At 41.4% G+C, this 13,303-nt stretch carries 11 protein-coding genes; all 11 read left to right on the top strand.

The window, feature by feature from the left end; all coding sequences use genetic code 11:
- The first annotated feature begins 104 nt into the window (after positions 1 to 104).
- Positions 105 to 1,058, top strand: coding sequence for an ABC transporter substrate-binding protein (locus VTHSUH11_RS04920; protein WP_105092833.1), 954 nt, complete (start codon positions 105 to 107; stop codon positions 1,056 to 1,058).
- Between the two features lie 10 nt (positions 1,059 to 1,068).
- Positions 1,069 to 1,821 carry an ABC transporter permease gene (locus VTHSUH11_RS04915; RefSeq protein WP_009352211.1) on the top strand — a complete coding sequence of 251 codons (753 nt, stop codon included), beginning with the start codon at positions 1,069 to 1,071 and terminating at the stop codon, positions 1,819 to 1,821.
- Positions 1,822 to 1,832: 11 nt separating this feature from the next.
- The gene (locus VTHSUH11_RS04910) at positions 1,833 to 2,606 is read left to right on the top strand and encodes an ABC transporter ATP-binding protein (protein ID WP_105092832.1); all 774 of its coding nucleotides are present in this window, start codon (positions 1,833 to 1,835) and stop codon (positions 2,604 to 2,606) included.
- A gap of 167 nt (positions 2,607 to 2,773) precedes the next feature.
- Positions 2,774 to 3,574: a uracil-DNA glycosylase gene (locus VTHSUH11_RS04905; protein WP_105092831.1), complete on the top strand. Its 801-nt coding sequence runs from the start codon at positions 2,774 to 2,776 to the stop codon at positions 3,572 to 3,574.
- A gap of 409 nt (positions 3,575 to 3,983) precedes the next feature.
- Complete coding sequence (locus VTHSUH11_RS04900; protein ID WP_181143913.1) at positions 3,984 to 6,176, top strand: ribonuclease J; 2,193 nt, start codon at positions 3,984 to 3,986, stop codon at positions 6,174 to 6,176.
- Positions 6,177 to 6,370: 194 nt separating this feature from the next.
- The gene (locus VTHSUH11_RS04895) at positions 6,371 to 7,330 is read left to right on the top strand and encodes a DUF2232 domain-containing protein (protein WP_105092829.1); all 960 of its coding nucleotides are present in this window, start codon (positions 6,371 to 6,373) and stop codon (positions 7,328 to 7,330) included.
- 16 nt (positions 7,331 to 7,346) lie between these two features.
- Positions 7,347 to 9,374, top strand: a complete 2,028-nt coding sequence (locus VTHSUH11_RS04890) for a DHH family phosphoesterase (RefSeq protein WP_105092828.1) — start codon at positions 7,347 to 7,349, stop codon at positions 9,372 to 9,374.
- The gene (gene rplI / locus VTHSUH11_RS04885; protein WP_059364239.1) at positions 9,371 to 9,817 is read left to right on the top strand and encodes a 50S ribosomal protein L9; all 447 of its coding nucleotides are present in this window, start codon (positions 9,371 to 9,373) and stop codon (positions 9,815 to 9,817) included. Before VTHSUH11_RS04890 ends, rplI begins: the two co-directional genes overlap by 4 nt.
- A 109-nt stretch (positions 9,818 to 9,926) precedes the next feature.
- Positions 9,927 to 11,285, top strand: coding sequence for a replicative DNA helicase (gene dnaB / locus VTHSUH11_RS04880; protein WP_105092956.1), 1,359 nt, complete (start codon positions 9,927 to 9,929; stop codon positions 11,283 to 11,285).
- A gap of 205 nt (positions 11,286 to 11,490) precedes the next feature.
- Positions 11,491 to 12,774 carry a Y-family DNA polymerase gene (locus VTHSUH11_RS04875; RefSeq protein ID WP_105092827.1) on the top strand — a complete coding sequence of 428 codons (1,284 nt, stop codon included), beginning with the start codon at positions 11,491 to 11,493 and terminating at the stop codon, positions 12,772 to 12,774.
- 39 nt (positions 12,775 to 12,813) lie between these two features.
- Positions 12,814 to 13,137 carry a YolD-like family protein gene (locus VTHSUH11_RS04870; RefSeq protein ID WP_181143912.1) on the top strand — a complete coding sequence of 108 codons (324 nt, stop codon included), beginning with the start codon at positions 12,814 to 12,816 and terminating at the stop codon, positions 13,135 to 13,137.
- Positions 13,138 to 13,303 lie beyond the last annotated feature (166 nt).

The raw sequence follows: 13,303 nt of genomic DNA, 5'->3' as shown, positions 1-13,303 counted from the left end.
TTTTTAGGACGAGGTGCTCTAAAGCCATATTTCATCTAAGATTTAGAAAAGTGCGGAAAACGGCATGTGACGCCCCTTGTTATGAGATAGAAAGAGGGGAAGTTATGAAGAAAACTTGGTATCTAATCATTGCGGCTGTTCTCTTGGTTATCGGTGGTATCACGTATGGCTATCATGAGTACAATAAACCAAAGACGGCACAGGAACTAAAGACAGTACGGGTAGCGTATTTACCAATTACCCATGCATTGCCAGTATTTGCCACAAAAGAACTAGAAACAGCGGATGGTCCTGTTCATGTAGAGCTTGTTAAGTATGGATCTTGGCCAGAGCTCATGGATGCATTAAATACCGGTAAGGTAGATGCTGCATCGGTACTCGTTGAGCTAGGTGTAAAGGCTCGTGAACAAGGCATTGATGTTCGTGCTGCTGCACTTGGTCATACAGAGGGCAATATTATCATCGTAAATAAGGATATTAACTCTGTACAAGACTTGAAAGGTAAATCCTTTGCCATCCCTCATAAACAATCTACCCAAAAAATTCTCGCAGATCTTATGCTAGAGAAAGCAGGTCTTACCGAAAAAGATGTGCAAATCGTTGAAATGAGCCCTCCTGAAATGCCATCTGCACTGGCTGTAGGCCAAATTGCAGGCTATAGCGTAGCTGAACCATTTGGCTCCATTGCCTTAGAGATGGGCCATGGCAAAGTCTTTGAAGATCCTGACCACTTATGGCATGACAATATTTGCTGTGCCCTCGTATTTAATGGTCAATTCGTCGATGAACATCATGACTTGGCAAAAGCTTTCACAAAAGCCTATCTCGATGCAGGTACATATTTAGACGAACATCCAAAGGCACAAGAGGAGATTTCCTTAAAATACATGAAGTTTAATGACTCAGTTATTGAACGTTCCCTCAAGGTGATTGGGTTTAAAGATTTAGCCCTTACAGAGGACCGTTATAATGCGCTTGTGCATCATATGACACATATTGATTTAATCAAAAAAGTGCCGACCTATTCAGAGTTTGTAGATACATCGTTGTTACCATAGGAGGGGGATCATGAAGAAATATACATATGTGCCGGGTTCATTTATCGCAGCTTGGCTGATTTGGGAGCTAATCGTTCGTCTGGGCGGTTTTAACGAAGCGCTATTGCCAACGCCGTATAAAGTATTGCTCGGCTTTGGAGAACTCATTGGAGACGGTGTTCTCTTTAAGGATATTGCAGACAGTTTAGTACGGTTCTTCATTGGTTACATCATTTCCGTCGTAGCTGGCGTATTCTTCGGTCTTATCTTGGGTTGGTACAAGGGGATTTGGAACTACATCAATCCAATCGTTCAAGTCATTCGACCAATTTCTCCTGTGGCGTGGTTGCCGTTTATCGTTCTCTTCTTCGGTATCGGCCAAGCACCGGCTATCGTTATCATCTTTATCGCAGCGTTCTTCCCAGTGCTGTTATCCACGGTGTCTGCCATCCAAAATATCGATCCTGTATATATCAAGGTAGCGCGCAACTTTGGTATTAAACAGCCAGAACTATTATTTAAAATTGTATTACCTGCCGTATTCCCAGGTATTGCATCGGGCCTTCACATCGCCCTTGGTACAGCGTGGATCTTCCTTGTAACAGGGGAAATGGTAGGCTCTCAAACGGGTCTTGGCTTCCTCATCATCGATATGAGAAATAACTTGCGTAACGATCTTTTAATGGTAGCTATTTTAACCATCGGTTTCGTTGGGCTTTTACTTGATTGGGGCGTGTCCCTCATTGAAAAATGGATTTACAAACGTTGGGGTATTGAGAAATAGGAGGTGGCCTCATGGGTTACATTTCAGTGCGCAATGCACACAAGGAATTTATGAAAGATAGGGAACCACTCACCATTCTTGAAGATATCAACTTAGATATTGAAAAGGGCGAGTTTATTTGCCTCTTAGGCCCTTCTGGTTCCGGTAAAAGTACGCTATTAAACGCTATGGCGGGCTTTGAGCTCGTTACATCTGGTTCCATCACTATCGATGGTGAAGAGGTAAAAGCGCCTCAACTCAGATATGTAACGGTATTTCAAAACTATGGCTTATTGCCGTGGCGTACGGTGGAAAGCAATATTGAGCTAGGCCTTGAAAGTAAAAAGGTGCCTAAAGAAGAGCGTCCCGCTATCATCGATAAATACGTTAAAATGGTAGGCCTTGATCATGCTCGCAATCGCTATCCTGCAGAACTATCTGGGGGCATGCAACAACGTGTATCCATTGCCCGTGCACTAGCGGTGGATCCAGATATTATCTTTATGGACGAACCACTAGGCGCCCTTGATGCGTTGACACGCATCAACTTGCAAGACGAAATCTCTCGTATCTGCCGCGAAGAAGGCAAAACTGTTGTATTTGTTACTCACGATATTGAAGAAGCCGTAGTCCTTGCAGACCGCGTTGTAGTACTATCTGCAAATCCAGGTCGAGTACAAACTATAATCCCTGTAAACATCATCGATAGAACAGACCGCACATCGGCAACCTTTGTTAATATACGGAATCACATCTTCGAACAATTCCAACTAGCAAAAGAAGACAAAATCGAGTTCTATATTTAGCTATATACAAATCAAAAGAAACACCCAAGGTATTCTATCCTTCTGGGTGTTTTACAATGGACAAAATTCTAAAATAATGTATATATATTTCTTATGCAATTCGTGTCATTATCATGTATAGTAGATATATATTATTTGTTACCTATAAATTTTAAATTGGAGGCTGTATGTCTTTATTTGAGATAGAGAAGAGTATGTCTTTTGATGAATATATAGCAACCTTTGATGCAGGGCGTGTAGAGAAGGTGCGCGGTTTTGTAGACTGGCTCGCTCAGTATTCTGGTAGTCTCGTCCATAATCCTTGGGGTGAGGTAAATCCTGATTTAGAGATTGTCGCAGATGATTTTGATGCGGCTCAAGTGCGTCGAGATAATTTGGTGGCTTATTTATTGCCGCGCTTAGGTCGAGCTAAGGTCTTTGTTGTGGCTGAGGCGGTTGGGTATCAAGGGGGACGCTTTACAGGTATTGCCATAACTTGTGAAAGAATGCTATTAGATAAGCACAAAACTATTCGTGCGAAGGATATAACACCTATTCGCTTAGAACGAACGAGTTCTCCTACTAGCTCTTTGTTAAAAGGAACACAGCAAAAGGACGGCTTTAACGAGCCTACTGATACTGTGGTGTGGAGTGCTATCGTTGAAAAGGGGATAGATCCCTATGATACATTGTTATGGAATATATTCCCATTCCACCCGCATAAGGATGGAAATCCACTGACGAATCGTACGCCTACGGAGGCTGAGCAAGAACTCGGTTGGGAGTATACAAGACGCCTATTAGAGCTACATCTTGAGCTGGGAGGAGAAGAGCCTCTTATGCTAGCAGTAGGACAAAAGTCTGCTGATACAATGGGTAAATTTGGTTTGCCTGCCATTGGTTTGCGCCATCCTGCAAATGGTGGTGCTAATCTATATAGACAAGGATTTGCTAATGCGATTGAGAGTTGTGGTTTTGCCTCGTTGTAGATACTGTGCGATTACTAATAGGTCTTTGGTAGAGTTTCTGATAAATAGTGTAATAGCGTTAACGTAAGGGTCCTCTTTTGTTAACGCTATTTTTATGTTACAATAATAATAACGTATGAAAGCGAGGCTTTCATCAGAACGATCGGATTATAATGAACATTAAACGGTAACGAAGAGAACGTAACGTCGCGGCTGACGCGTTTAATGGTACACTATACTCATTTGCACGAGGCGAATGGACAAAAGGACTTGAACGGTAACAATTGAGTTGCGCTATTTTTGCGCCCATTTGAAAGACGCTGCTGGATAGCGCCTTTTTCGTTTGTCCGTTCCCCTGTAAAGATCAAAATTTAATGATAGGTGAAAATATATGTTAAACAAATTAATGAACAAAATTTTAGGAGGAACTGTGAATACAACAGATAATCAACATACTGCACAAGTGACTGCAGTAGAGACGGCTCCGTCTGCTCGAGGTGAGCAAAAAACAACGCGCCGTCGTACTAACACACGTCGACCAGCTGGCGATAGTCGTAATACAGACCGTCGTAGCGGTGATCGCCGTTATACGAGTGAATCTAATCAAAGTGGCGAAGGTCGTCAACGTCGTACCACAAATACTAGAACGAATACACGTCGTCAACGACCTACAGGTGAGCAAGGCGAGCAACAAGGTACGGAACGTAGAATTCGTCAAACTCGCGCACCTCGTAGTGGTGAACAAATTCGCCGCACAGATAGAAATAGTGAAAATACACGTAATACACGTGGTACAAGCAATACACGTGGTGCAAGTAATACACGTAATACACGCACACGTAATACGACTGATGGAAACCGTAATGAAAACGCTAATAACCGTCGTACTCGTACTAATAATCGGCCTATGGCTCGCAACCAAGAGGCGCATTTGGATTTGATTGGTCGTCAACCGGATGGCTCTAATAAAGGGAAATTCCAAATTATCCCTCTAGGTGGCCTTGGGGAAATTGGTAAGAACATGACCATTTTCCAATATGAAGACGAAATCATCGTTCTTGACTCAGGTCTTGCGTTCCCTAGCGAAGATATGTTAGGTGTGGACATTGTTATTCCGGATATGAGCTATATCATCGAGAATAAGGACCGTGTGAAAGCCGTTGTTATCACTCACGGTCACGAGGACCATATCGGTTCTTTGGCATATCTTATGAAAGAGATTGACTGCCCTGTATACGCTACAAATCTTGTGTGTGGCTTGATTGAAGGTAAATTCAAAGAACACAAAGTGTCTCCTAAATGCCTTCGCATGATTGCTGCTGGTGATGAAGTTCAAATTGGACAAGTAACAGTTGGTTTTATTCAAACAAACCATTCTATTCCTGACTCTTGTGCCGTATACTTCGACACCCCAATTGGTACGATTCTTCATACAGGGGACTTTAAAATTGACCAAACACCAGTTGATGGCCGTTTGATGGATATGCACAAATTTGCAGAACTTGGTAACAAAGGCGTATTAGCGTTGATGTCCGACTCTACAAATGTTGAAAAACCAGGCACTACTGGTTCTGAAAGCTCCGTAGGTCCTGCTATTAAACAAGCTGTTGGTGAAGCGAAAGGTCGCGTTGTATTAGCAACATTTGCGTCTAACGTATCTCGTATCCAACAAGCAATTGATGCGGCGGTTATGTATAATCGTAAGGTTGTTGTTATGGGTCGCAGTATGGTCAATGTTACAGAAATCGCACAAGAACGCGGCTACTTAGACATTCCGCCAAATACGATTATCGATGTAGATGTAATGCACAACTACACAGATGATCAAATCATGATCTTAACAACTGGTTCTCAAGGTGAACCAATGGCAGGCTTGTCCCGTATGGCTACAAGTAATCACCGCACCGTAGAATTGGCACCAAATGATACTGTTATCATCTCTGCTACACCAATTCCAGGAAATGAAGGTGCTGTTGGTAAAACTATCGATAACTTGCTTCGCTTAGGTTGTCACGTTGTGTATGGTAAAGATCGTGGCATTCACGTATCTGGCCATGCGAGCCAAGAAGAGCTTAAAACAATGCTTAACCTTGTGCGACCAGAATACTTTATCCCAGTTCATGGCGAGTATCGCATGTTGCGTCGTCATGGTGAACTTGGGGTAGCTATGGGCGTAGATCCTAAGAAAATCCTTATCGGTGACAATGGTCAAATCTTTGAATTTGATAAAGATGGTGGCCGTAAAGGTGGCCGTGTACAAGCCGGCGCTATTTTCGTTGATGGCCTCGGTGTTGGTGACGTAGGTAATATCGTTATCCGCGACCGTCAACAATTGGCACAAGAAGGTATGGTTATCGTTGTTATGGCAATGGATACTGCGTCTGGCACTATCATTGCCGGTCCTGATCTCGTATCTCGTGGCTTCGTATACGTTCGTGATGCAGAAGAGCTTATGCTCGAAGCAGAGCGTCGCGTTCATCAAGTATTAGATGATTGCGAAGCGCAACGCATTAAAGATTGGACTACAATTAAACAAAATGTTCGCGATGCATTGGGCAAATTCTTCTATGATAAAACACGTCGTAGACCTATGATTTTGCCAATCATTCAAGACGTACACTAAATAATATATCCCTCTCAAGCATAGGTGCCACGATATAAATGGAACAAATGTCTTGAGAGGGATATATTTGTTACATCTTACTATAAGTAGCGTATTTGCTACCGTTCCCTACTATATAGGGTATTTGAAGTTACCCTTTTAAACTGCTATAATTAAAGGATAACTGGTATCCTTTTATTGTTGGATGGAGTATTATGAATCAAACAAATACAAGAGCTATGGTGGAAACGGCGTTTGTTAGCGCTATAGGCATCATACTCACGGCTGTTAGTGTATATTTACCTGTATTTGGGTTTTTATCTTTTTTTGTTACCCCCGCAGCTATTGGCATAATTGGTACAAAATGGGGCTTTAAATATAGCGTTGTAGGAACTATTGTTATTTTTCTTTTATCTACAATGTTATTTGGCATATTTAATTCGCTTACGGTTGGATTGTTTGCCTTGGTAGGTGTTGGCGTAGGGGCCGGACATAGACTTTCCTGGAATACGCTTAAACGTTTATTAGTGCCAAGTATAATGATGTTTTTTGCAGTACTCTTTACAATTGTGGCATCTTATACTGTGACAGGTGTTGAGTTATCGTCTGTAGGACCTACGTTGGTAGAACAAGCACAATCGCTTGCAAATGAGGCTATGGAAGTAAATCCTAGTATTACACAAGCACAAGCTGATGAATTTGTTGAAAGTGTACAGAAGAATGTCGACACTTTAGGTGATATGTTCTTTATGGCTATCGCAATAGCGGCTACCGTATATACTTATGTTACAATCCAAATATCACTTTGGCTTGGCCATAGATTAAGACTTTCAATACCTGCTTTTTTAGCAGTTGAGCAATGGAGAATGCCTATATGGGGGGCCGGTATCTTTGCTCTTGGTATTATAGGTTTCCATGGAGCCTCCTATGTGCATTTAGATAATCCTTTGGTTATTGCTATTAGTAAAAATTTACTATTACTTGGTAATTTTATTTGCTCTATTCATGGTTTTGCTGCATTAGCAGATATTATGACTAGCTATCGAGTGAGTAATAAAGCAAAGTGGATATTGCTTTTTGCTTATACTTTGATATTCTCTCAAGCATTAGTTATACTCGGTATTATAGATATGTTTTTAGATTTAAGGTCTCGTTTTAACCAACGAGGTTATTAATAGAAAGGAGGTTATTATGAAATCCTTTCAACGTAGATGGGAAGTTTTAGAAATCACCATCATTGCTGTCATTACGCTACTATTATTAATTATAGCCTATTTAAATTGGCTGCTGGCAATATTGGCCGCTATTATCGTGGTTGCAGTGTATTTGATTAACTATAACACCATTCATAACAGACGTCGCCTCGCTAGAGAACAATTTAGTGCGATGACAAAAAATGTGACTCAAGCATCAAACTTTGCATTGCAAAACCTCCCTACTGCAATCGCCCTTGTTAATAAACAAGGCACCTTAGTGTGGAACAATAGCGTGTTTGCTGACTGGGTTACAGTAGATTGGAATAAAATGCAGAAAGTATCTGCTTTGATTCCGGGCTTTAGAATTGATAAAATCTGGGGCAAATCTGGATTTTTAAAAGAACACTATGGAGATAAATATTTCCAAGTGGTTTACAAATTTATCGATCCTCGTGATACGCGCCCTAATGCGGATCCAAATGATGAATTGACGGAACACGCAGTCATGGCCTTGTATTTTAAGGATATTACAGATATTGAACGAGCACGTATTAAGGCGGAAGAAGAACAGCCTGTATGGGGCATGATTCAAATCGATAATATCGAAGAATTGACAAAGGGCCTTAGTGATAGAGAATACACGAACTTGTGGGCTGATATCAATAATATCGTGGTGGATGAAATCGATAAACATGAAGGTTTCATTCGGAACTTCCAAGATGATATGTACACATTTGCCATTTCTCGGGGTGCTTTGCAAGATATGGAAAACAACGGCTTTAGTGTGCTTGAACGTATCCGTAAATTGCCTTCTCCTCGTCAAGTGCCTGCTACGATTAGTATCGGGATTGGCGAAAATGCAGGCTCTGTTAAGGATGTGTCCGAACGTGCTCGCGCAGCCCTTGATATTGCCTTAGGGCGCGGTGGTGATCAGGTTTGCATTATGGATGGTGAAAGCACCCGCTTCTTCGGAGGCAATACAGCAGGTGTTGAAAAAAATACGCGCGTTCGTGCTCGTGTGGTTAGTCAAGCCATTCATGAATTGATGAATGATTCTGACAAAATCCTTGTTATGGGTCATCAACGTGAGGACTATGATGCATTAGGCGGTGCTATTGGCGTCGTATCGATTGCACGTACTCTTGGTAAAGAGGTGCGATTAGTACTTTCAAAAGAAACAAATGCCATTGATAAAATGGTACATGTTCTTGTGGAAGACGAATTTTGGAAAACTCATATCATAACGCCTGCAGAAGCAAAATTGTGGGCTGATGCGAATACATTGGTCATCGTTTGTGACACGCATAGAACACCGATGGTAGCAGCGCCAGAGGCTCTTGAAGTATCTGAGCGACGCATTGTCATCGATCATCATCGTCGAGCAGCAGATTTTATTGAAAATCCATTGCTTACGTATTTGGAACCAGCTGCATCATCTACGAGTGAGCTCGTAACAGAACTTGTACAATATGCAGGAGTTCCTGTGAAACTTTCAAAAGCGGAAGCCACAGGTATCTATGCGGGCATCGTATTAGATACGAAAAACTTTAATCAACAAACTGGGGCTCGTACCTTCGAAGCGGCTGCATTCTTACGTCGTGCAGGGGCGGATATTGAACGGGTAAAAGAATTATTTATTGAAACCTTCGATTCTATCCAATTGCGTGCTAAAATGGTATTTGAAGCCAATCGTACCGAAGGTATTGCTATTTCTGTGGCACCAGCAGGTATGAAGGATATGATGGCATTGGCCGCACAAAGTGCGGATATGCTCATCAGCAATGAAGATATTGAAGCAGCATTTGTACTTTACTCACTTAATGATGGCGGTATCGGCGTTAGCGCTCGATCTAAGGGCAAGGTAAATGTACAAGTTGTAATGGAAGCCTTGGGTGGTGGTGGTCACAGAACTGTGGCTGGTGCTCAACTACAAGGTATGACAATAGAGGAAGCGAAGACCACTATCTTAGACAAGGCGCTAGAAGCACTTCATTCCGCTGAACAAGAGGAGGAACAACCATGAAAGTAGTATTGTTAGAAGATGTTAAAAAAGTTGGTAAAAAAGGCGAAATCGTTGAAGTAAGCGACGCATATGGTCGTAATGTGTTGATTAAAAAAGGTCTTGGCCTTGAAGGTACAACAACAAATGTAAACAATGCGAAACAGAAACAAGAGTCTATTGCTCATCATAAAGTAGTAGCGAATGATGAAGCTAAAATCTTGGCGGCACAACTTACAAAGGTTGAAGTAACTGTAAAGGTTCGCATGGGCGAAGAAGGCCGTGTGTTCGGATCTGTTACTGCGAAGGACATTTCCGATGCGGCTAAAGCTCAATACAAGGTAGAAATCGATAAAAAGAAAATTGAAATTAAAGAACCGTTGAAAACATTAGGTGTTCATGATGTTGTGGTTCGTGTACATCCAGAAATTACGAGCACTATTAAGGTCAACGTAGTCGCTGAATAATCTTCGAATCACCATGCTCACAGAGTGTGGTGATTCTTTTATATGCGATAAGTGATATATAACTCCTTGGTTTGGGAGGATAGTCTTGATGGGTTTAGGGGAGAATAACATGGACGTACGTATTCCTCCGCATAATGAAGATGCGGAAAAGGCCGTATTAGGTGCGCTGTTGACGGATGGCTCGTCATCAGGTGAATCTGTGGATATGGTAACAAGTATCGTAGATCGGGATGATTTTTATCGGGATACACATCGTATTATTTATGATGCTATTTTAAGCCTCGTAAAAAGTAATAAGACCATTGATTTTATCACCTTGAGTGAAGAATTAGAGCGCCGTAAAAAGCTAGATACCGTTGGTGGTATTGCTTATATTACATCCCTTGCTAATGAAGCAACGGGCTATAATATCGAAGAACATGCACGGATTATCGCAGAAAAGGCTCAAATGCGCCGCCTTATTGATGCGGGTAATAAGATTGTGGGCATGACCTATGCGGGTGAAGAAGAACCATCTATTATTATGAATAAGGCAGAACAACTCGTTCTCGATGTAGGTGGTCAAACTCAGTCTGAATCAAGCTTCTCACCCATTGGTGATGTGGTAATTACAAATCTTGAGAGACTTAATAAACTGCAACAGCAAAAAGGAGCCCTTACAGGTGTGCCAACAGGCTTTAAAGACTTAGATTTTACATTAAATGGTTTGCAAAAATCAGATCTTATCCTAGTAGCGGCTCGTCCTGCTATGGGGAAAACAGCTTTTACCTTAAATATCGCGCAAAATGTAGCGATGGGGGTGCATGGTAGTGTAGCCTTTTTCTCTCTGGAAATGTCCAAGGAACAATTGGTTGGTCGTATTTTGTCCTCTGTAGCCGGCATTGAATCCGATAAATTGCGCAAAGGCGATATGGATACAAATGATTGGGGAAAAGTGTTGGCTGCGGCTGAGGCGATGAGTAAAGCTCCGCTGTTTATTGATGATACAGCAGCCCTTACAGTACAAGATATGCGTGCTAAATTGCGACGCCTTAAGGTTGAACACGGCCTCGATCTTGTTGTTGTTGACTATATTCAGCTCATGCAGGGCCGTAGCTCTAGTAAAGGTAGCGAAAATCGTCAACAAGAAATTTCTGAAATTTCGCGTAATTTAAAGCTCATTGCTCGTGAGTTTAATGTGCCGGTTATTGCGTTATCTCAGTTATCTCGTAGTGTTGAAAGCCGACCAGATAAGCGTCCTGTATTATCTGACCTTCGTGAATCTGGTTCTCTTGAACAGGATGCGGATATCGTTATGTTCTTATATCGTGATATTTACTATAATCCGGAATCAGAGGCTGGTGATGAGGCAGAAGTCCTTATTCGTAAGCATCGTAATGGTGCCGTTGGTACAGTACGACTCCTATTTATGGGTGAGTTAACACGTTTCCGCGATACCGTTAAAAAAGATATGGGGCCGGAACAATAATATATAGGTAGTTAACATACAAGCAGCTAATATTAGATACTATATCTAATGTTAGCTGCTTTTTGTATGTGACCTTCAAAAATAGAACCACAAAGCAAACATATGTTTGAAAATACATGGTATTTTTGTTATACTAATTATAGAAATTATTCTTTTCAGAATTTTAGTGAAGGACTGTTATTTAGTGACTTTAGGAGGTGTTTATATGGGATCTACTGATACGAGTCGGATGTATATGTGCATTGATTTAAAAAGCTTTTATGCATCTGTAGAATGTGCCGATTTGGGTGTAGATCCCTTTACAACACCTTTGGTGGTGTCCGATAACTCTCGTGGTAAGGGTGCGATTACGCTAGCTATTTCTCCGGCCCTTAAGAAATTGGGGGTTAAGAATCGGTCGCGCTTATTTCAAATTCCTCCGCACATCGAGTACATCACCGTTAAACCACATATGAAGCGTTATATGCAGGTGTCGGCACAGATTTATGGGACTTTACTAGAGTATATATCGCCTGAAGATATCCATGTATATTCCATCGATGAATACTTTATTGATATTACATCATACACCAAGCTCTACAAGAAAACGCCTCGTCAGTTAGCGCAGATGCTGCTTGATGCGGTGCTAGAGGCGACTCATATTTATGCTACTGTTGGGATTGGAACGAATCTATTTCTTGCTAAAATTGCCCTCGATATATTAGCTAAGCATGCATCTGATTTTATTGGGTACCTTGATGAAAATCTCTTTAAAGAGCATATTTGGCACCATCAACCGATTACAGATATTTGGCAGATTGGCAGCGGTATTGCAAATCGATTGCGCAAGTTTGGCGCCTTTGATTTGCATGGCATCACGCAGGTGCCAGAATATAAACTGTATAAGGAGTTCGGTGTGAATGCAGAGCTGTTAATCGATCATGCCTGGGGCCGTGAAAGCTGTACTATTTCAGATATTCATGCCTATAGGCCGTCTAAGCATTCACTTTCACAAAGTCAAATTCTTTTACGCAACTATACAGCGGATGAGGCACGATTGCCGATGCGAGAGATGGTAGAATCCTTAGTCCTTGAACTATTGCAGATTAAGGCTGTTACGAAATGTATTCATGTCCATATTGGTTATGCGGCAGAGGATTTAAAATCGACTGGCGGTTCACGTACCTTAGCACATTATACGGATTCGTTTCAAGAGCTATGTCCTGCTGTACTATCCTTATTTGATAAATATAAAAGGCCCCATGAGCTGATTCGGCGTATCGCTGTTAGCTTTGAAGAGCTCGTGAATAAATCAGCAGTACCTACCGAAATGGATTTATTTAGTGATGCTTTAGATGAGACCGAAGAAAAGGAAGAACATATACAGCAAGCAATGCTCAACATTAAAGGGCGATTTGGCAAAAATGCCATACTGCGTGCGTCTAGTCTGCAAGAGGAAGGAACCATGCAGTTTAGAAATACCTTGGTTGGCGGTCATAATGGAGAATAATGTAACTATATAGTATTTAGTTTAATGGGGTTATTTACTATGAAAGGAAAAATGTCCCGCTTACAACGGGCTAAACAATTTATGCCCTTTGCCGCATTGAAGGGATTTGAGACTCTACTAGCTGCTGTAGCACGTCCAAAGGAAATGCGCGTAGAGTTATCTGAGGATCAACTAGAGGAATTGAATCGCACGATACAGTCTTTGGTGGAGGGGGATTTTGTACGAGTACTCTATTATACAGGTCATTGTTATACAGAGTTATTAGGTGTTATAGAGACGATAGGTCGACCAGCGCATAGCCTATCTGTTGAGGGGGTAGCTATTGCGTATAAAGATATAAAAGAAATAAATCTCTATGACTGAAGTATAGTGGATGCTAGAAGTATAAAAATTAAATAGTAGATAAATATGTTGAAATAGCCTGTTCTCGAGTATTATGAGTACAGGCTATTTTTCTATCATTTATTGTCATAATTTATCTTGATAATTCTTCTTGACAGACCTTATGAATTCGATTAAAATAAACATA

Origin of the sequence: Veillonella tobetsuensis, from assembly GCF_002959935.1 — a bacterium.
Lineage (GTDB): Bacteria > Bacillota > Negativicutes > Veillonellales > Veillonellaceae > Veillonella > Veillonella tobetsuensis.
This window is presented reverse-complemented; position numbering and strand designations above follow the sequence as displayed.